At 65.6% G+C, this 19,838-nt stretch carries 21 protein-coding genes; 8 read left to right on the top strand and 13 right to left on the bottom strand.

Translation table 11 applies throughout. The annotated features are described in order from the left end of the window. Positions 1-121 precede the first annotated feature (121 nt). The 4 genes from moaA (at position 122) to KHN96_RS07435 (ending at position 3,642) form a co-directional block, all read left to right on the top strand. Complete coding sequence (moaA, locus tag KHN96_RS07450) at positions 122-1,252, top strand: GTP 3',8-cyclase MoaA (protein ID WP_045786449.1); 1,131 nt, start codon at positions 122-124, stop codon at positions 1,250-1,252. 19 nt (positions 1,253-1,271) lie between these two features. Then, a complete protein-coding gene (mobA, locus tag KHN96_RS07445; protein ID WP_045786448.1) occupies positions 1,272-1,886 on the top strand; it encodes a molybdenum cofactor guanylyltransferase MobA in 615 nt (204 codons plus the stop codon). 42 nt (positions 1,887-1,928) lie between these two features. Next, complete coding sequence (gene moeA, locus KHN96_RS07440) at positions 1,929-3,209, top strand: molybdopterin molybdotransferase MoeA (protein WP_062739322.1); 1,281 nt, start codon at positions 1,929-1,931, stop codon at positions 3,207-3,209. 154 nt (positions 3,210-3,363) lie between these two features. Then, positions 3,364-3,642 carry a hypothetical protein gene (locus KHN96_RS07435; protein ID WP_045786446.1) on the top strand — a complete coding sequence of 93 codons (279 nt, stop codon included), beginning with the start codon at positions 3,364-3,366 and terminating at the stop codon, positions 3,640-3,642. A 65-nt stretch (positions 3,643-3,707) separates the two neighbouring features. Here the strand turns inward: KHN96_RS07435 and KHN96_RS07430 are convergent, their stop codons facing one another. The 5 genes from KHN96_RS07430 to pncB form a co-directional block, all read right to left on the bottom strand. Further along, complete coding sequence (locus KHN96_RS07430; RefSeq protein WP_045786445.1) at positions 3,708-5,180, bottom strand: DNA recombination protein RmuC; 1,473 nt, start codon at positions 5,178-5,180, stop codon at positions 3,708-3,710. Between the two features lie 12 nt (positions 5,181-5,192). Beyond that, on the bottom strand, positions 5,193-6,197 hold the full coding sequence (locus KHN96_RS07425) for a 2-hydroxyacid dehydrogenase (protein WP_062739323.1): 1,005 nt from the start codon (positions 6,195-6,197) through the stop codon (positions 5,193-5,195). Between the two features lie 19 nt (positions 6,198-6,216). Beyond that, positions 6,217-7,626 (bottom strand): sodium:proton antiporter, encoded by a 1,410-nt coding sequence (locus KHN96_RS07420; RefSeq protein ID WP_062739326.1) that lies wholly within the window; start codon positions 7,624-7,626, stop codon positions 6,217-6,219. A 159-nt stretch (positions 7,627-7,785) separates the two neighbouring features. Beyond that, the gene (locus KHN96_RS07415; RefSeq protein ID WP_045786442.1) at positions 7,786-8,505 is read right to left on the bottom strand and encodes a LutC/YkgG family protein; all 720 of its coding nucleotides are present in this window, start codon (positions 8,503-8,505) and stop codon (positions 7,786-7,788) included. Between the two features lie 89 nt (positions 8,506-8,594). Beyond that, positions 8,595-9,764, bottom strand: a complete 1,170-nt coding sequence (pncB, locus tag KHN96_RS07410) for a nicotinate phosphoribosyltransferase (RefSeq protein ID WP_115043985.1) — start codon at positions 9,762-9,764, stop codon at positions 8,595-8,597. 167 nt (positions 9,765-9,931) lie between these two features. On the opposite strand from pncB, the gene prfB reads away from it, so the two are divergent. The 4 genes from prfB (at position 9,932) to KHN96_RS07390 (ending at position 14,353) form a co-directional block, all read left to right on the top strand. Then, a protein-coding gene (prfB, locus tag KHN96_RS07405; RefSeq protein WP_096745095.1) for a peptide chain release factor 2 occupies positions 9,932-11,036 on the top strand; the annotation gives its coding sequence in 2 pieces (ribosomal slippage) (positions 9,932-10,012 and positions 10,014-11,036; 1,104 coding nt in all). Between the two features lie 17 nt (positions 11,037-11,053). After that, on the top strand, positions 11,054-11,794 hold the full coding sequence (locus tag KHN96_RS07400) for an SDR family oxidoreductase (RefSeq protein WP_045786440.1): 741 nt from the start codon (positions 11,054-11,056) through the stop codon (positions 11,792-11,794). Between the two features lie 37 nt (positions 11,795-11,831). Continuing rightward, positions 11,832-13,370 carry a lysine--tRNA ligase gene (lysS, locus tag KHN96_RS07395; RefSeq protein WP_062739329.1) on the top strand — a complete coding sequence of 513 codons (1,539 nt, stop codon included), beginning with the start codon at positions 11,832-11,834 and terminating at the stop codon, positions 13,368-13,370. A gap of 236 nt (positions 13,371-13,606) precedes the next feature. Beyond that, a complete protein-coding gene (locus tag KHN96_RS07390) occupies positions 13,607-14,353 on the top strand; it encodes an outer membrane lipoprotein (RefSeq protein WP_045786438.1) in 747 nt (248 codons plus the stop codon). A gap of 78 nt (positions 14,354-14,431) precedes the next feature. On the opposite strand, the gene iscX is transcribed toward KHN96_RS07390, so the two are convergent. The 8 genes from iscX to KHN96_RS07350 all read right to left on the bottom strand — a co-directional run bounded on the left by iscX (position 14,432) and on the right by KHN96_RS07350 (position 19,791). Next, complete coding sequence (iscX, locus tag KHN96_RS07385) at positions 14,432-14,629, bottom strand: Fe-S cluster assembly protein IscX (protein WP_062739331.1); 198 nt, start codon at positions 14,627-14,629, stop codon at positions 14,432-14,434. A gap of 31 nt (positions 14,630-14,660) precedes the next feature. Continuing rightward, on the bottom strand, positions 14,661-14,999 hold the full coding sequence (fdx, locus tag KHN96_RS07380; protein ID WP_045786436.1) for an ISC system 2Fe-2S type ferredoxin: 339 nt from the start codon (positions 14,997-14,999) through the stop codon (positions 14,661-14,663). Between the two features lie 46 nt (positions 15,000-15,045). Beyond that, a complete protein-coding gene (gene hscA, locus KHN96_RS07375; RefSeq protein WP_045786435.1) occupies positions 15,046-16,911 on the bottom strand; it encodes a Fe-S protein assembly chaperone HscA in 1,866 nt (621 codons plus the stop codon). A 68-nt stretch (positions 16,912-16,979) separates the two neighbouring features. Further along, complete coding sequence (hscB, locus tag KHN96_RS07370) at positions 16,980-17,507, bottom strand: Fe-S protein assembly co-chaperone HscB (RefSeq protein WP_062739334.1); 528 nt, start codon at positions 17,505-17,507, stop codon at positions 16,980-16,982. 31 nt (positions 17,508-17,538) lie between these two features. Next, the gene (locus KHN96_RS07365; protein WP_062739336.1) at positions 17,539-17,751 is read right to left on the bottom strand and encodes a DUF3565 domain-containing protein; all 213 of its coding nucleotides are present in this window, start codon (positions 17,749-17,751) and stop codon (positions 17,539-17,541) included. Positions 17,752-17,755: 4 nt separating this feature from the next. After that, positions 17,756-18,076 (bottom strand): iron-sulfur cluster assembly protein IscA, encoded by a 321-nt coding sequence (iscA, locus tag KHN96_RS07360; RefSeq protein WP_045786432.1) that lies wholly within the window; start codon positions 18,074-18,076, stop codon positions 17,756-17,758. A 25-nt stretch (positions 18,077-18,101) separates the two neighbouring features. Further along, positions 18,102-18,506, bottom strand: coding sequence for a Fe-S cluster assembly scaffold IscU (gene iscU / locus KHN96_RS07355; RefSeq protein ID WP_045786431.1), 405 nt, complete (start codon positions 18,504-18,506; stop codon positions 18,102-18,104). Between the two features lie 67 nt (positions 18,507-18,573). After that, positions 18,574-19,791, bottom strand: coding sequence for an IscS subfamily cysteine desulfurase (locus KHN96_RS07350; RefSeq protein ID WP_045786430.1), 1,218 nt, complete (start codon positions 19,789-19,791; stop codon positions 18,574-18,576). Positions 19,792-19,838 lie beyond the last annotated feature (47 nt).

Here is a 19,838-nt window from a genome sequence, read left to right as displayed (position 1 = left end):
TTTCCTGTGTGCTGCGCGTGCGGGGGCATCTGTACTCCCCCGCGCGAAACAGGGGCTGCGCTACACTCGAAGCTGTATCGGGCGCAATCCGCTTCGGTGGATTGACGCACTGCACCGCACCATGACCGAAACCGTCATTCCCCTCTACGATCTGCGCGATATCCGTGATGGCCAGCACCACCGGGCCACGGTGCCTTCGGTGCCGGACGTGCTCGTCCCGGCGCAGGGCTGGCTGGCGGATACGCGCGGCCGCCGCTTGCACGACCTGCGCATTTCGGTGACAGACCGCTGCAATTTCCGCTGCGTGTACTGCATGCCGAAAGACGTGTTCGACAAGGACTACCGCTTCTTGCGGCATTCCGAGCTGCTGTCGTTCGAAGAGATCGAGCGCATGGCGCGGCTGTTCATCGAGCACGGCGTCGAAAAGATTCGCCTTACCGGCGGCGAGCCGCTGCTGCGCAAGAACATCGAGCGCCTGGTCGAGATGCTGGCCCGCCTGACCACCGCGGAAGGCAAGCCGCTCGACCTGACGCTCACCACCAACGGCGCCCTGCTCGCGCGCAAGGCGCAGTCCCTCAAAGACGCTGGCCTCACGCGCGTGACGGTCAGCCTCGACGGCATCGATGACGCGACGTTCCGCCGCATGAACGACGTGGACTTTGCCGTCGGCGAGGTGCTGCACGGCATCGAAGTCGCGCAGCGGGTCGGCCTGGCGCCGATCAAGGTCAACATGGTCGTCAAGAAAGGCGACAACGATGACCAGATCGTGCCGATGGCGCGCCACTTCCGCGCAAGCGGCGTCGTCCTGCGTTTTATCGAGTACATGGATGTGGGCACGACCAACCACTGGGACATGCGCTACGTCGTGCCGTCGGCCGAGGTGATCCAGCGCCTGTCAGCGGAGTTTGCCCTGGAACCGCTGTCGGCCAACTACAGCGGCGAGACGGCCGAGCGGTGGCGCTACGCCGATGGCGCGGGCGAGATCGGCGTGATCTCCAGCGTAACGCAGGCGTTCTGTCACGATTGCACACGCGCGCGCCTGTCCACCGAGGGCAAGCTGTACCTGTGCCTGTTCGCGACCGAAGGCTTCGACTTGCGTGCGCTGCTGCGGGGCGGGGCCAGCGACCTCGAACTCTCCAACGCCATTCGCGGCATCTGGCAAGGCCGCGCCGACCGCTATTCCGAACTGCGCGCGAGTGGCCAAGCCCAGCCGGCCGGGCGACGCATCGAAATGTCCTATATCGGCGGCTGAGCCCGCCCGCATCCAACACATGATTCCGACTTCCGACATCACCGGCCTGGTCCTCGCCGGCGGCCGGGGCAGCCGCATGGGCGGCGTCGACAAGGGGCTGCAGACGTTTCGTGGCGCCCCGATGGCGATGCACACGCTGCTGCGCCTGTCGCCGCAAGTGGACCACGTGCTCATCAATGCTAACCGCAACCTGGCTGCGTACGAGTCGTTCGGTGTCCCGGTGGTGGTGGATTCGGTGCCGGACTTTGCCGGCCCGCTGGCGGGCATCCTGGCCGGGCTGGAGCAGTGTCAGACGCGCTACCTGCTCACCGCGCCGTGCGATTCGCCGTTCGTGCCGACCGATCTGGCGGCGAGGCTGTCGGAGGCCATCGAAGCCAACGACGCGCGCATCGCCATGCCGGTCACGACGGAGCCCGACGCGCAAGGCGAGCCGCGCCGCCAGGTCCAGCCCGTCTTCTGCCTCATCGATACGCTGCTCGCCGACGACCTGATCGCCTATCTGCAAGGCGGCGGCCGCAAGATCGAAAGCTGGGCGGCGCGGCACGCGACGGTGGAAGTGCCGTTCGACGACGCGTCCGCCTTCGCCAACATCAATACGCTGGAAGAACTGCATCACCTGGCCGGGCGCCGGTAGCACGCCCCTACCGCCTGACGGCCATCGATCTTCACCGACGTCATGACCACTCTTGCCTCCGTCGTTTCCTGCCTCTCCGACTACGACCCGAACGCGCTGCCCGTGGCGCAGGCGCAAGCCATCATGCGCGACTTCGTGCATCCCGTGGGCGGCGTGGCGCGCGTGCCGATCCGCAGCGCCCTCGATCGTGTGCTTGCCCAAGACGTGCTGTCGACCATCGACGTGCCCGCGCACGACAACTCCGCCATGGACGGTTTCGCCTTTGCCGGCGCCGAACTGGCGCGCGGCGACGGCGACGTTGCGTTGCGCGTGATCGGCACCGCGTACGCAGGCATTGCGTTCGACGGAACGCCCGGCGCCGGTGAAGCGGTGCGCGTCATGACCGGCGCCGTCATGCCCAGCGGCTGCGACACGGTCATCCCGCAGGAATTCACGCAAGGCGATGCCGACACCGTCCGCTTTGCGCGCGACGCCGTGCGCGTGGGCGACAACCGCCGCCTGCGCGGCGAAGACCTCGCCAAGGGAAGCGCGGCATTGTCCGCGGGCCGGATCCTCCGCCCGGCCGACCTCGGCCTGCTCGCCTCGCTCGGCATTGCCGAGGTGCCAGTCCGCCGGAAGCTGCGCGTGGCGTTCTTCTCGACCGGCGACGAGCTGCGTTCCATTGGTGAACCGCTCGATGCTGGCTGCGTGTACGACTCGAACCGGTACACGCTGCACGGCATGCTCTCGCGCCTGGGCGTGGAGCTCCTTGACATGGGCGTCGTGCGCGACGACCCGGCCGCCCTGGAAGCCGCGTTTCGCACGGCCGCGGAAAACGCCGACGCGATCATCACCTCCGGCGGCGTCTCGGTCGGCGAGGCCGACTTCACCAAGCAGATGATGGCCAAGCTCGGCGACGTGACGTTCTGGAAGATCGCCATGCGCCCCGGCCGGCCGATGGCATTCGGCCGGATCACGTCAAATGGCCACAGCGCCTTTCTGTTCGGCCTGCCCGGCAATCCGGTGGCGGTGATGGTGACGTTCTATCACTTCGTGCGCGGCGCCCTGCTGCGCATGATGGGCGCCAACGAGCCCGGCGCGCCGCTGGTACCGGCGATCAGCGCGGCGCCCATCCGCAAGCGCCCCGGCCGCACGGAATATCAGCGCGCGATCGCCGCCCTGAACGATCGAGGCCAGCTCGAAGTTCGCCTGACCGGGCAGCAAGGTTCTGGCGTGCTGCGCTCCATGAGCGAAGCCAACTGCTTTGTCGTGCTTGGTCATGATCAGGGCCAGGTCAACGCCGGCGACGCCGTGCAGGTGCTGCTCTTCGACGGCCTGGTCTGAGCGGCGTGGCCGCAACGACCCTTGCGCCGCAGGCAATGCGGCATGCTGTCGGTTTTTTGCGTCACCCACAGGGCGCGGGTATCGGCGCATCGGTCGATTCGCTACACTTTGCGCCAGTTTGATTGTTCGGATTTGCCTGAGCTTGAGTAATGCCATGATGACCAAGGAGATTGCCTACCTTCACCCGGCCCACACCGCGCGCGCGCTGGTGCTGGTGTATCTGTGTTTTTCGCTGCCGGTCGTGGGGCTGTTCTTCTTCGTCGGCTTCGTGCGCTACGGTGAACTGCCGACGGTCGTTGTGCTCAGCGGCCTGATCTTGAATGCGCTCGTCGGCTTCGGTGCCCTGTGGCTCGCCTGCCGCGCCTACAACTGGGTGGCGGCGCGTTTCGGCGGTATCGAAATCGTGCTGCGCGACGTGCCCGAAGAAGCCTGATCCCAGGTGTCTGGCCAGACAAGAAGGGGCGGAAATTTCCGCCCCTTTGCTTTTGCTGACGCGCGTTACTCCGCTTCGGTTTCGTCGTCGACCGGCGACGCGGTTCCCAGGCCCAGTACGTTCTGCGCCGAGTCGCTCGGCAACGCTTCCACTGCCTTGAGCTTGCGGTTCATCTGGCGCGTACGCACTTCGGCTTGCTCGATGTTGCTGACGGCGCGCTCGAGCGTTTTCTTGGTCGCGGCCAGCACGTCACCGAACTTGCCGAATTCGCTCTTGACCGCGCCGAGGACCTGCCACACCTCGCTGGAGCGCTTTTCCAGCGCCAGCGTACGGAACCCCATCTGCAGGCTGTTCAGGATGGCGGTCAGCGTGGTCGGCCCTGCCACCGTCACGCGGAATGTGCGCTGCAATGCGTCCGTCAGGCCCGGGCGGCGCAACACCTCGGCATACAGGCCCTCAGTCGGCAGGAAGAGGATCGCAAAGTCGGTGGTGGCGGGCGGCGCGATGTACTTCTCGTGGATGGTTTGCGCTTCCTTGCGGACCGCCACCTCGAGTTCGCGGCTGGCAGCCGCGGCGGCTTCCGCGTCGGCGCGTTCCTGTGCGTCGACCAGGCGCTCGTACTGCTCCTTCGGAAACTTGGCGTCAATAGGCAGCCAGACGGTGGCGTCGCGGTCGGCATCGGTCTTGCCAGGCAGGCGGATCGCAAATTCGACGCGGGCGCCGGTACCACGCACGGTCTCGACGTTCTTGTCGTACTGCTCGGGCGTGAGCATCTGCTCGAGCAGCATCTCGAGCTGGACTTCGCCCCACGTGCCGCGCGTCTTCACGTTGGTCAGCACCTTCTTCAGGTCGCCCACGCCCTGGGCCAGTGCCTGCATTTCGCCCAGGCCGCGGTGCACCTGTTCGAGCCGGTCCGACACCAGCTTGAACGATTCGCCCAGGCGCTGTTCGAGCGTGGCATGCAGCTTCTCGTCCACGGTGCGGCGCATCTCGTCGAGCTTGATCGCGTTGTTGGCCTCGATGTCCTTGAGCTTCTGCTCGAGCGTGGCCCGCACCTCCGACAGGCGGCGCTCGTTGCCTTCGGCCAGCTGGGCGAGCTGCTGCTGCATCGTGTCGCCAAACCGGCGCAGCGCGTTGCCCTGCTCTTCGCGGGCCTGCTGGGCCTGCTGCTGCAGGCTCTGGCGCACGGCTTCGAGCTGCTGAGTATTCGTCTCGGTCAGCTTCGTGAGCTGCTGGGCGAACGTGTCGATCTGGTTGTTCTGCAGCGTGGCGACGCTGGTCAGCTGCGTGGCCAGCACCTGCTGGAACTGCCCGAGCTGCTGGGTCACGTCGCTGCGTCCGATGCGCGCGGTCTCGCCGATCTCGCCGCGCAATTCGCGTTCAATGCGCTCGTTGCCACGCGCCAGCTCTTCGCGCAGCGCATTGAACATCGGCGACACATCATGCGTTGCCGGGCGTGACACACCGCGCCAGATCAGCACACACAGCACGGCCACCACGGCCACGCCAAGCAAGGTCAGAAGAGCCATCCAATCCATACGGGCGTTCGATCAGGCAGAGGTGCGCCGCACGGCCAGCGCATCCGGGTTCAAAAGGTTGGGCGGCTGCCCGGCGTGCGGCCCAAAGCCGAGCGCCGCGATCAGGTTGTCCGCCGCGAGGTTCGCCATGCCCAGGCGCGTGCCATGCGTGGCACTGGCGATATGCGGCGTGAGCGCGACATGCTCGGCCTCCAGCAGCGCCGGATGCACCTTCGGCTCTCCCTCGTATACGTCGAGGCCCGCTGCGAAGATGCGCTTCTCGGCCAGTGCCTGCGCCAGCGCCGCATCATCGACGATGCCGCCACGCGCGAGGTTCACCAGCGTCGCGCTCGGCTTCATCTGCGCCAGCTCGGCCGCGCCGATCGCGTGGTGGCTTTCCGGCGAATACGGCAGCACGAGCACGAGATGGTCGGCCTGCCGGAGCAGCGCTTCCTTGCTGACGTAGGTCGCGCGCGTCTGCTGTTCGATCTCGGGCGCGAGGCGGCTGCGGTTGTGGTAGAGCACGCGCATCGAAAAGCCGCTCGCCCGACGCGCCAGCGCCTGGCCGATGCGGCCCATGCCCAGGATGCCCAGCGTGGTGCCATGCACTTCGGCGCCGAGGAACATGTCGTACGTCCAGCGCTTCCAGCGCCCCGCACGCAGCCAGCGCTCGGACTCCGACACACGGCGTGCAGCGGCCATCAGCAGAGCCCACCCGAAATCGGCCGTCGTCTCGGTCAGGATGTCGGGCGTGTTCGTGGCAAGGATGCCCGCACGCGTCATCGCCGGCAGGTCCAGGTTGTTGTAGCCGACCGCCATGTTGGCGACGGCGCGCAGTGTCGGCACGCGGGTGATGAGATCGGCGTCGATGGTGTCGGCCGCGTTGGCGAGCAGCCCGACCCGGCCCTGCAGGCGCTCGGCCAGCGCTTCGGGCGGAAACACCGCATCGGCCTGGTTGTCGACCACGTCGAAAACTTCGCGCAGCCGCTCCAGCACTTCCGGAAACAGCGCACGCGTCACGAGGATTCCAGGTTTCATTGGTTGCAACCCCGTTCGGTTAGCGGAAGAAGAGGAAGGTCATCAAGACGAAGATCGGTACCAGGATGCCCACCGACCACAGCATGTAGCCAAAGAAGCTCGGCATCTGCAGCCCCCGGCTTTCGGCAATCGCCTTGACCATCAGGTTGGGGGCATTCCCGATGTAGGTGTTGGCCCCCATGAACACGGCGGCCGCTGAAATGGCCGCCAAGGTGGCCGCGCCCTCGCTCATCAGCATCTGCGCATCTCCGCCGGCAGTGTTGAAGAACACGAGATACGTCGGCGCATTGTCCAGGAACGACGACAGCAGGCCCGTGGCCCAGAAGTACATCGCGTTGTTGGGCTGCCCCGCACCGTCGTTGACCATGCGCACAATGCCCGCGAACGGGCCGTCCACACCTGCCTTGAGCATGGCAATGACGGGCCCGATGGTGATGAAGATGCCGGCGAACAGCTTGCCGACCTCCAGAATGGGCTCCCAGTTGAACTCGTTGCCGGCGCGTGCCCCGGCGGGCGTGAGTCCCAGCGACAGCAGCGCGACCACCACCAGGCCGATGTCGCGCACCGCGTTCTGCAGCAGCACCTCGGTGCCCATGACGTGGAAGGCGATGCCGGGCTTCCACAGGCCGCTCATCAGCACGAGTGCCAGGATGCCGGCCAACAGGACGAAATTGACCTTGCCCTCGAAGCGCAGGGGGCCCGCGTCGTCGGGTGTCGGGTCGGTGATGCCGGGCAGCTCCTCCTTGCCGGCACGGTAGAAGTAGCTGTCGAGCACAAAGAAGATGGCCAGCAACAGCAGCCACATCATCAAGGTCTGGCGCCAGAGATGCTGGGTCGTCCAGAAGAAGTCGACGCCCTGCAGGAAGCCGAGGAAAAGCGGCGGGTCGCCCAGCGGCGTCAGCGCCCCGCCGGCGTTGGCCACCAGGAAGATGAAGAACACGACGACATGGGTGCGATGGCGGCGCGCATCGTTTGCGCGCAGCAGCGGACGGATCAGCAGCATGGCTGCGCCCGTCGTTCCCATGATGCTGGCAAGCCCCGTGCCGAGCGCGAGCAGCCCCGTGTTGAGCTTGGGCGTACCGTGCAGGTTGCCCCGAATGCAGATGCCTCCTGCCACCACGTACAGCGCGGCAATCAACGCGATGAACGGGATGTACTCGGCCAGCGCGGCATGCACGACAGATGCGACAGCGGCTTCCCCGCCAAACGCCATCCCGAACGGCACAAGAAACAGCACGGCCCAGGCGGCTGCGATCTTGCCGTAGTGGTCGTGCCACAGCCTGGGCGCCAGCAGCGGGGCGATGGCGATCGACAGCAGAATGCCGGCGAACGGCATGCCCCATGCCAAGGACAGCTGCGCACCGTTGACATCGGCTGCACGCGCCAGGCCACATACAAACAGGAAGACAAGGGGCCAGAGGCGTTTCACGTAGGCGTTCTCCTAAGCACTGGCGCGCTGCGAGGCCACGCGCCGAACAAGCAAAGACGCCAGTGTAAACGCCTGGGGCCTGCCGCCCCGCAAACGTCCATCCAGGTTTGAGGAAACGGCAGGCCCCCGCGAACAAGGCCCAGCAGGCCGACGCGAATGTCAGGCGCCCGACACAACGATCACATGCACGCGATACGGGCCATGTGCGCCCAGCACGATCGTCTGCTCGATATCACCCGTGCGCGACGGCCCGCTGATGACGTTGGTGGCGCGCGGCAGCTCGCCCCGCTCTGCGCGCATCAGCGCATAGGCGTCTTCCAGCGTGGCGACGATGCGCGACTGCGGAACCACGGCGATATGCGTCTCGGGCAGCAGCGCCGTGGAGGCGACGTTCTCCGGCCCCGATAGCAGCATCAGCGAGCCCGTCTCGGCAATCGCGCAGAAGCAGCCCGTGATGCCGACAAGGTCGCCGTGCGCCTGATCGGCTTGCGGCTCGCGGATGGGCGGACGGAACTCGACCGCAATGCCTGCCGCGGCCCAGTCGAGCGACTGCAGCGTCGTCCAGGCCACGGCGCGCGGCGCCAGCCCCAGACCGGACAGATAGCGCGCCGCCGCAGCCGGCACATCGGCCAGCGTGGCAACTGTGTCCAGCGTGGAGGCCATCTTCGTCGCCTGCCCGGCAAAGTGGCCGGCAAGGTTGTCGGGCATCGGCGGGCGCGGACCGGCCGGATGGCGCGCCAGATAATCCGCCACGGCGTCGCGCTCGCCCTGCGTCGGCTGCTCGGGACGATGCTGTGCATTGCGGATGCGCGCGAAGATGGCGTCGCGGGCGCGACTCGTGTCGAGCGGGTCGGCTGGGGTGTCCGGTCGTGTATCCATGGCGGCTCCGAAAGATCGGTCGATTATACGAGCCGTGCGCGCGCCCACCCGGCCGCTCCATTGAAACTTATTCGGCGCCCGCGTGAGCCTTATTGCACGCCGAAGACCTGTTTCAGATAGGTCAGATAGGCCGGGTCGTCGCACATCGTCTTCTCGGGTGCGTCCGACAGCTTGGCCACGGGCTGGCCATTGCAGCGGACCATCTTGATGACGATCTGCAGCGGCGTGTACCCGAGGTCGTTGGTGAGGTTCGTCCCCACGCCGAACGCGAGCTTGCAGCGGCCCCGGAAGCGCTCGTACAGGCCGATGACCTTCGGCATGTCAAGGCTGTCGGAAAAGATCAGCGCCTTGGATTTCGGGTCGGTGCGCATGCCTTCGTAGTGCTGGAGCATGCGTTCGCCCCATTCGAACGGGTCGCCCGAGTCATGCCGCACGCCGCCGAAGAGCTTGCAGAAGAACATGTCGAAATCGCGCAGGAAGGCGTCAAAGCCGTAGGTGTCCGACAGGGCGATACCGAGATCGCCGCGGTATTCCTTGGCCCACGTTTCCAGAGCGAACGTCTGGGAATCGCGCAGCCGCGGGCCGAGCGCCTGGCAGGCCTGCAGGTATTCGTGCGCCATCGTGCCCAGCGGCGTCATGCCGTGCTTCATGGCGAAATAGACGTTGCTGGTGCCCGCATACTGGCCGCCGAGCTGCGCGCGCGTCTCGAGCAGCACGTGCTCGTGCCAGGTATGCGAGAAGCGGCGGCGCGTGCCGTAATCGGCAATGCGGCAGTCTTCCAGGCCGGGACGCTGGAGCGTGGCGAGCTTGTCGGTCAGGCGGCGCTTGCCCTCCTCCCACTGCGGATGCGTCTGCGTGCGGCTGAAATAGACCTCGTTGACGATCGCCAGCACCGGCACCTCGAACATGATCGTGTGCAGCCACGGCCCGGCGATGACGATCTCGATCTGCCGGTCGTTGCCGGGCGCAGGGCGCACGTCGATGTATTTTTCGTTGAGGTGGAAGAGGCCGAGAAAATCGACGAAATCGCTCTTGATGAAGCGCAAGCCGCGCAGGTAGTCGAGCTCCGCCTCGGTAAAGCGCAGCGTGCAGAGATGGCGGATTTCCGCACGAATCTCTTCGATGAAGGGCACCAGGTCCACGCCGGTATTGCGACACTTGAAACGGTATTCAACGTGCGCACCGGGAAAGTGGTGCAGCACCACCTGCATCATCGTGAATTTGTACAGATCGGTGTCGAGCAGCGAGCGGATGATCATCGGATGGCTAAAAAACCCAGGGACTGGGCGTCATGCTAACCGAAGCCCGCCGCAGCGCCAGGTGGGGCGCACAAATCTCCTCCAAAACGCGGCCTTTAGCCGGCGGCGCGGGCGGAGAACCCCTTGATTCCGCTATAATTTCCGGTTTCCGACCGGATTTTTGCACCATGGAAGCAGAACGCCTCAATGCCATCCAGAACACGTTGGCCGACCTGAAGTCGCGCGCCGACGAACTTCGGAGGTATCTTTGACTACGACGTCAAGTCTGAACGTCTAGCCGAAGTCGACAAAGAGCTCGAAGACCCCGAGGTCTGGAACGACCCGAAACGCGCCCAGGAACTGGGCCGCGAGAAGAAATCGCTTGAGAACGTCGTGCTGGCGCTGACCAAGCTGGACGCAGACCTCACCGGCGCCGCCGAGCTGTTCGAGCTGGCCCGCGAGGAAGGCGACGACGACACCATCGAAGCCATCGAGGCCGACACCGCCGGCATGCGCGCCATCGTCGAAGACATGGAATTCCGACGCATGTTCTCTGGCCCGATGGACGCCGCCAATTGCTTCATCGACATCCAGGCCGGCGCCGGCGGCACCGAGGCGTGCGACTGGGCGTCGATGCTGCTGCGCCAGTACCTGAAGTACTGCGAACGCAAGGGCTTCAAGACCGAAGTGCTGGAAGAGTCCGAAGGCGACGTGGCCGGCATCAAGAGCGCATCGATCAAGGTCGAAGGCGAATACGCGTTCGGCTTCCTGCGCACCGAGACCGGCGTGCACCGCCTGGTGCGCAAGTCGCCGTTCGACTCCGCGGGGGGCCGGCACACGTCGTTCTCGTCGATCTTCGTGTATCCGGAAGTCGACGACTCGATCGAGATCGAGATCAACCCGGCGGACCTGCGCGTCGATACGTACCGCGCATCCGGCGCCGGCGGCCAGCACATCAACAAGACCGATTCTGCCGTGCGGATCACGCACATCCCGACCGGTATCGTCGTGCAGTGCCAGAACGACCGCTCGCAGCACCGCAACCGCGCCGAGGCGATGACGATGCTGAAGTCTCGCCTGTACGAGCACGAGCTGCGCAAGCGCCAGGCCGAGGCCGACAAGCTCGAAGCCTCCAAGACCGACGTGGGCTGGGGCCACCAGATCCGCTCGTACGTGCTGGACCAGAGCCGCATCAAGGACCTGCGCACGAACGTGGAAATCTCCAACACGCAGAAGGTGCTGGACGGCGATCTCGATGCCTTCATCGAGGCGAGCCTGAAGCAAGGCGTCTGACCTCCAAGGCGAGCACCATGGCTGACACGTCCCTGTTCATCGTGACCGGCGCCTCCCGCGGCCTCGGCGCCGCGCTGGTCCAGGCGCTGATGCAGCCCGGCAATCGCCTCGTCTGCGCGGCGCGCGGCGACAACGCCGAACTTCGCGCGCAGGCGTCGGCAGCCGGCGTGGCGCTCGACTGGCATCAGGTCGACCTCTCCGACGCGCATGCCGCGGAGGCGTGGATGACCAAGACGCTGGCCGCCCTGCCCGCCCATCAGAACGTGACGCTGGTGCTCAATGCCGGCGCCGTCGAGCCGATCGGCGCGATCGACATGCTGCGCGCCGACACGCTGCTGCCGCACCTGCAACTGAACCTGGCCGGCCCCATGGCGCTGACGGCCGCCCTGCTGCGCGGCACCGCCGGCTGGAATGCGCAGCGCCGCGTGCTGGCGATCTCGTCGGGCGCCGCGCGCCGCCCGATCGCCGGCTGGGCTGCGTATTGCACCGGCAAGGCGGGGCTCGACATGTTCGTGCGCGCCATCAACGCGGATGGCGATGCCAGCGTACGGGCCGTGGCACTGGCCCCCGGCGTCATCGACACCGACATGCAGCGCACGATCCGCGGCGCAAGCTTTGCCGGCGTGCAGCGCTTCCGCGACCTGCATGCGCACGGAGAACTGGTTTCGCCACAGGACGCTGCCGCGCGCATCGCCGCTTACCTTGCCCGCCCTGACTTTGGTGCGACCGAACTCGACGACCTGCGTCACTACGCGTAACCCGCACGCCTGACCCGACTTTCCTCTCTTCCTCATCATGACCGAACAGAACAACGCGGCCGAATCGAACGCCGCCGTGCCCGCGCAGGACGACAACAAGATCATCGCCGAGCGCCGCGAGAAGCTGGCCGAGATCCGGCAGCAAGGCGTCGCCTTTCCCAACGATTTCCGCCCGACGCATCGCGCTGCCGAGCTGCACGCCCAGTACGGCGCGCTCGAGCAAGCCGCGCTGGAAGCCGAGCCGGTCCAGGTTGCCGTGGCCGGCCGCATGATGCTCAAGCGCGTGATGGGCAAGGCCAGCTTTGCCACCGTGCAGGACAGCACCGACCGCATCCAGTTCTACATCAGCCGCGACGCGGTGGGCGAAGACGTCTACGCCAGCTTCAAGAAGTGGGATCTCGGCGACATCGTAGCCGCGCGCGGCACGCTGATGAAGACGAAGACCGGCGAACTGTCGGTGGCGGTGACGGAGCTGCGCCTGCTCTCCAAGAGCCTGCGCCCGCTGCCCGGCGACTACTACGGCCTGGCCGACCAGGAGCAGAAGTACCGCCAGCGCTACGTGGACCTGATCGTCTCGAAAGAAACGCGCGAGACGTTCCGCGCCCGCACAAAGGCCATCGCCTCGCTGCGCAACTTCATGGCCGGCAACGGCTTCATGGAAGTCGAGACGCCGATGCTGCACCCGATTCCAGGCGGCGCGGCAGCCAAGCCGTTCATCACGCATCACAACGCGCTGGACATGCAGATGTTCCTGCGCATCGCGCCCGAGCTGTACCTCAAGCGACTGATCGTCGGCGGCTTCGAGCGCGTGTACGAGATCAACCGCAACTTCCGTAACGAGGGCGTGTCGCCGCGACACAACCCCGAGTTCACGATGATGGAGTTCTACGCGGCCTACACGGACTACCGCTGGCTGATGGACTTCACCGAGCAGCTGATCCGGCAGGCCGCCATCGACGCCTCGGGCACCGCCACGCTGACTTACCAGGGCCGCGAGCTGGACCTGTCCAAGCCGTTCCATCGCCTGACGATCACGCAGGCCATCCAGAAGTACGCCCCGCAGTACACCGATGCGCAACTGGCCGATGCCGACTTCCTGCGTGCCGAACTCAAGAAGTTCAAGATCGACACCAACGCCCCGCAGTTCCTGAATGCCGGCCTAGGCACGCTGCAGCTCGTGCTGTTTGAAGAAACCGCCGAGTCGCAACTGTGGGAGCCGACGTTCATCATCGACTACCCGGTCGAAGTGTCGCCGCTGGCACGCGGCTCCGACACGCTGCCCGGCATCACCGAGCGCTTCGAGCTGTTCATCACCGGCCGCGAAATCGCCAACGGCTTCTCCGAGCTGAATGACCCGGAAGACCAGGCCGAGCGCTTCCGCAAGCAGGTCGAACAGAAGGACGCGGGCGATGAAGAAGCCATGTTCTATGACGCCGACTACATCCGCGCGCTGGAATACGGCATGCCCCCGACCGGCGGCTGCGGCATCGGCATCGACCGCCTCGTGATGCTGTTGACCGACAGCCCGAACATCCGCGACGTGATCCTCTTCCCGCACCTGCGCCGCGAAGATTGATCGCCGCGACGACGCACCGCCAACGCCCCTTCAGGGGCGTTTTTGCTGTGCTTTCACCCCGCCATTTGTAACATCCGCACCGGTTCACACTGTGAGCTGAAGTGCGGCATCCCCTTGATTTTCCAGAGGAAAATGGTGCTACAGATGCTTACAAATTAAAACGGCATCCGTTCGGGCGATCGACCAAACTGTGATCATCGAAGGGCCGCACCGATCACGGCCGCAGGAGAACGATGATGAACAACAACATCCAGCCGAACGCAGGTCAAACATACGGTGGCACGTCCCCGGGGCAGGTGCCTCCGTCGCCGCGCCGCATGCACCCGCTGATGACGACGGCCGCCGTGGCCGTGATCATCGCCAGCCTGACGGCGGTGGCCGCCATCACCGGTGTGCTGCCCACGTCGAAGGCGACCCAGGGCAGTACCGATCCGAACGTCGCTGCGCAGTCGACGACGGCGGCCCCCGGCGCTTCCACGACGCCGATGGCGCTCGCAGCACCGGGCCAGACCACGCAGCCGAACCAGGCTGCGCCGTACCCCCCTCAGACCGTGGCCACGCCGCCGTCGCCGACACACCAGCCGGCCTATGCCGAACGCGCTCCCTCGGCGGCACCCCGCTACGCACAGACGCCACCGCGTCCGGCCGCCAGCCCGTATACCGGTCACGTGACGTCGGTGACGCCGATCACCACGCAGGGCAAGGAGACCGGCCTGGGCATGATCGGCGGTGCGGTGGTGGGCGGCCTGCTGGGCAACCAGATCGGCCGCGGCAATGGCCGTACGCTGGCCACGGTGGCCGGCGCAGTGGGCGGCGGCTATGCCGGCCACGTGGCGGAAAACCACTACAGCCGCGATACGCAATACCGTGTGAACGTGCGCATGGACAACGGTACGAGCCGCAGCTTTACCTACAAGGCCGCCCCGGGCTTCCAGCCTGGCGACCGTGTGCATATCGAGAACGGCACGCTGGTGGCAGGCTGATCCGCGCTCCGCTTCATCCCAAAGAAAAACCGGCCTTCGGGCCGGTTTTTTCATGTCCGCAAAAAGCGAGGCGAGCGTTCATTCCGCCGCTTCGTCAATCCACGCCTGCTGGATCGCTTCAAGAAACTTTTCGCCGCCGCGCTTGTGGTCGTCGTCAAAGCCTTCCAGGCCGACGACCTTGTTGTGCAGGTCCACGAAGTTCAGGCGCGTCGGATCGACGTCGGGGTACTTGTCGTACAGCGCTTCGGCAATCTGCTGAATGTCGTTCCATTTCATGATGAGCTCCCTCTCCACGGCGCCGTACGGCTTAGTGGTTTTCTTTGGCGTGGTTGATCGTGTATTTCGGGATCTCGATGGTGAGATCCTCGTCTGCCACCCTCGCCTGGCACGACAGGCGCGAATTGGGCTCCAGGCCCCAGGCCTTGTCGAGCAGGTCCTCTTCCTTTTCCGAAGCCTCCTCCAGCGAGTCGAAACCTTCGCGCACGACCACGTGGCACGTGGTGCAGGCACATGACTTTTCGCAAGCGTGCTCGATCTCGATGTCGGCGCCCAGCAGCGCATCACAGATGCTCGTGCCGGTCTTGGCTTCGATCACGGCGCCCTCGGGGCAGTATTCGACGTGGGGCAGGACGACGATTTGTGGCATGAAAAACTCGGTCGATGAATGGGGTTGGGGAGCCGGCTGCCAGCGATCAGCCGAGCTCTTCGATACGTTTGCCGGAAAGCGCCGCGCGGATGCTGCGATCCATGCGGCGCGCGGCGAATTCGTCGGTGCCGTGCGAGAGCGCGTCGACGGCGTCCTTGATGGCGCGGTGGTCTTCGCCCTGCATGGTGGTGCGCAGCGCGGCCATTTGGGCATCGACCGCGGCGCGCTCCTCGGCCGAGAGCAGATCGCCGTCGGCCTCCAGCGCATGCGACAGCGCCTCGAGCAGGCGCTCGCCTTCGACACGCTCTTCCGCCAGCGCACGCCGGCGCATGTCGTCTTCGGCAGACTGGAAGCCCTCCTGCAGCATGCGGGCGATGTCGTCATCGGCCAGACCATACGACGGCTTCACGGTGATCGATGCCTCCACGCCGGAGACCGTCTCGCGCGCCGACACCGACAGCAGGCCGTCCGCATCGACCTGATACGTCACGCGGATGCGCGCGGCGCCGGCCACCATCGGCGGAATGCCGCGCAGCTCGAAGCGCGCAAGCGACCGGCAGTCGCTGGCCAGTTCGCGCTCGCCCTGCAGCACGTGGATCGCCATCGCCGTCTGGCCGTCCTTGAAGGTGGTGAACTCCTGCGCGCGCGCCACGGGAATCGTGCTGTTGCGCGGGATGATCTTCTCGACCAGGCCGCCCATCGTCTCGACGCCGAGCGACAGCGGGATCACGTCGAGCAACAGCCAGTCTTCGCCCGGTGCGCGATTGCCCGCCAGCAAGTTGGCCTGCATGGCCGCGCCGATGGCGACGACCTGATCCGGGTCGAGGTTCGTGAGCGGCGTACGGCCGAACAACTGCGCCACCGCCCGCCGGATGATCGGCATGCGCGTCGCCCCGCCCACCAGCACCACGCCCTTCACGTCGTCCACCGTGACACCGGCATCGCGCAGCGCGCGGCGCACCGGTGCGATGGTTTTCTGCACGAGGTTGGCGGTCAGTTCAGCGAAGGTCTCGGCGGTCAGCACGAGGTGCACGGTCTCGCCAGTGGAGAGCATCGCGTCGATCTCCGTGCTGTCGGCGGTGGAAAGCCACTCCTTGGCCGCACGCGCCTTGTTCAGCAGCAGGCGGGTGTCTTCGGCAGACAGTGGCTGCAGACCGGCCTGCTCGACGATCCAGCACACGATGCGCTGGTCGAAATCGTCGCCGCCGAGCGCCGAGTCACCACCCGTGGACATCACCTCGAAGACGCCCTTGGTCAGCTTGAGCACGGAGATGTCGAACGTGCCGCCACCGAGGTCGTAGACGGCATAGACGCCCTCGGCCGCGTTGTCCAGGCCATAGGCGATGGCGGCGGCGGTCGGCTCATTGAGCAGGCGCAGCACGTTCAGGCCGGCCAGTCGGGCGGCATCCTTGGTGGCCTGGCGCTGCGCATCGTCAAAGTAGGCCGGCACGGTGATGACGGCGCCGACGAGTTCATCGCCGAGCGTGTCTTCCGCGCGCTGGCGCAGCGTCGCGAGGATTTCCGCCGACACCTCCACGGGGCTCTTCACGCCCGCCACGGTCTTGAGCTGCACCATGCCCGGCGCATCGACGAAGTCGTACGGCGTGTTCTCGATGTGGGACACGTCCTTCAGGCCGCGGCCCATGAAGCGCTTGACCGAGACGATGGTGTTCTTCGGATCGCGCACGGCTTCGGCCTGCGCCTTGTAGCCGATGTGCGCGGTGCCGTCAGCCAGATAGCGCACCACCGACGGCAGCAACGGGCGGCCCTGATCGTCGGGCAGCACCTCCGGCACGCTGCTGCGCACGGAAGCCACCAGCGAGTTGGTCGTGCCCAGGTCGATGCCGACCGCCAGACGGCGCTGGTGCGGTGCGGGCGATTCGCCGGGTTCGGAAATCTGCAGTAAAGCCATGGGAGTGTCTCGATTGCGCGGGGCGGATGCCGGGCAGGCAAACCCGGCATTGTCGCAAATTCTGGGTTCTAGTCTTCCAGCCGGTCGATCGCCTCGGCGGTGTCGTGTTCGATCTTTTCGATGAACATCAACTGGCGCACCGCATCGGCCGCCGCAGCGTCATTGCCACCGCCGTTGAGCAGACCGGCCAGCGCCGCATAGCGGCCGCGTTTTTCCTTGCGCAGCATGCAGAGCAGCGCGTCGAGCGCATCCACGTCACGGCCAGCCTTGGCGTCGTCCAGCGATTCGCGCCACTCCATCTGCTGCATCAGGAAGCCAGGCGGCATGGCGGTGTTGTTCTCCGCCTGCACGTCGATCCCGCGAAGGTGCAGCAGATACGTCGCGCGCTTGAGCGGATCACGCAGTGTCTGATACGCCTCGTTGGCACGCGTGGCCCACTGCATCGCGACACGGCGCTCGGCGTCGCCCGCGTGTGCATAGCGGTCCGGATGCGCCTGCGATTGCACAGTGCGGTACGCAGCGTTCAGCGCGTCGTCGTCGACCTCGAAATGCTCGGGCAGGCCGAAGAGGGAGAAATGCGTATCGCTCGGATTCATGAATAAAAAAAGCGGCCGCGCCGCCTTGTTGCTACTCGATCGGTTGACCTGGCGGTTCACCCCGATCGCACTTCAGGCATTCCACCACCACGCCGATCCTGCCCGCGCGCCCCGCCTCGGTCTGAGTCCAGGGCCGCTGCTGCCAGGGCGGGTCGTGGCGCATGTGCTGCCCGTGCCCGCAGGCGAGACGAACGACCCAGTGGCCTTCCTCGTCGCGCTCGAACCCGACAATCGCCTGCTTCAATGCCTCACACGCGGAAGGACTCGCCGCAGCCGCACTCGTCCTTCACGTTCGGGTTGTTGAAGCGGAAGCCCTCGTTCAGCCCTTCGCGTGCGTAGTCCAGTTCGGTGCCATCGATGTACGGCAGGCTCTTCGGATCGACGATCACCTTGATGCCGTTGGATTCGAAGACCTGATCTTCAGCGGCGATCTCATCCGCATATTCGAGCTTGTATGCCAGGCCCGAGCAACCGGTGGTCTTCACGCCCAGGCGCAGGCCCACGCCCTTGCCGCGGCGGGCGAGGTAGCGGGACACGTGCTGTGCAGCTTTATCGGTCAGGGTGATCATGCGACTTCCTTCCAATCAGTGGGACTCAGGCAACCTTCTGCTCGGCGGCGGCGCCGTGCTTTTCCCTGTAGTCGGCCACGGCCGCCTTGATGGCGTCTTCGGCCAGGATCGAGCAGTGAATCTTCACCGGCGGCAGCGCGAGTTCTTCGGCGATCTGCGTGTTGCGGATCTCCAGTGCCTGGTCCAGCGTCTTGCCCTTGACCCACTCCGTCACCAGCGAGGACGAGGCGATGGCCGAGCCGCAGCCGTACGTCTTGAACTTCGCGTCTTCGATCACGCCCTGCTCGTTCACCTTGATCTGCAGCTTCATCACGTCGCCGCAGGCCGGTGCGCCGACCATGCCCGTGCCGACCGTCTCGTCGCCCTTCTCGAACGAACCGACGTTGCGCGGGTTTTCGTAGTGATCCAGAACCTTGTTGCTGTAAGACATCTCACACCTCTTTCAATCGTTGGCTGGCGCGCAAGCGCCGTGATCCGTTGTCCGTCAAACGCCGCGCTCAGTGCGCCGCCCATTGAATGCTGTTCAGGTCCACGCCGTCCTTGTACATCTCCCACAGCGGGGACAGGTCGCGCAGCTTGCCGATCTTGCTCTTGAGCAGCTCGACCACGTAGTCGATTTCCTCTTCCGTGGTGAAACGGCCGACCGTGAAGCGGATCGAGCTGTGCGCCAGCTCGTCGTTGCGGCCCAGCGCACGCAGCACGTAGGAGGGCTCAAGCGATGCCGATGTGCAGGCCGAACCCGATGACACGGCCACATCCTTGATCGCCATGATCAGCGACTCCCCTTCCACGAAGTTGAAGCTGATGTTCAGGTTGTGCGGCACACGGTGCTCCATGTCGCCGTTCACGTACACCTCCTCCATCGTGTTCAGGCCGCGATACAGGCGATCGCGCAGCATGCGGATGCGCTCGTTCTCGGTCGCCATTTCTTCCTTGGCGATGCGGAAGGCTTCACCCATGCCGACGATCTGGTGCGTCGCCAGCGTGCCCGAACGCATGCCGCGCTCGTGGCCGCCGCCATGCATCTGTGCCTCGATGCGGATGCGCGGCTTGCGACGCACGTACAGTGCACCGATACCCTTCGGGCCATACGTCTTGTGTGCCGAGAACGACATCAGGTCCACCTTCAGCTTCTGCAGGTCGATCTCCACCTTGCCGGTGGCCTGCGCAGCATCGACGTGGAAGATCACGCCCTTCTCGCGGCAGATCTCGCCCAGCGTCTCGATGTCCTGGATGACGCCGATCTCGTTGTTCACCATCATCACCGAGGCGAGGATGGTGTCGGGGCGGATGGCTTGCTTGAAGACTTCGATGTCGAGCAGGCCGTTGTCCTTCACGTCGAGGTAGGTCACCTCGAAGCCCTGGCGCTCCAGTTCGCGCATCGTGTCGAGCACGGCCTTGTGCTCGGTCTTGACCGTGATGAGGTGCTTGCCCTTGGTGCTATAGAAATTTGCGGCGCCCTTGATCGCCAGGTTGTCGGATTCCGTGGCACCGGACGTCCACACGATCTCGCGCGGATCGGCATTCACTAGCGCGGCGACCTGCTCGCGCGCCGTTTCGACGGCCTTTTCAGCTTCCCAGCCAAACGGGTGGCTGCGCGAGGCGGGGTTGCCAAAGCTCTCACGCAGGTACGGGATCATCTTGTCGACCACGCGCGGGTCCACCGGCGTCGTCGCGGAATAGTCCATGTAGATGGGAAGTTGCAAGGTGCTCATATCTTGTCTGCCTTATGTGGGGGCGATGTTCTATGTGCGGGACCGGC

Origin of the sequence: Ralstonia mannitolilytica, from assembly GCF_905397375.1 — a bacterium.
Taxonomy (GTDB): domain Bacteria; phylum Pseudomonadota; class Gammaproteobacteria; order Burkholderiales; family Burkholderiaceae; genus Ralstonia; species Ralstonia mannitolilytica.
Note: the sequence above shows the minus strand (reverse complement) of the source record. Positions and strands in the feature narration are given on the sequence as shown.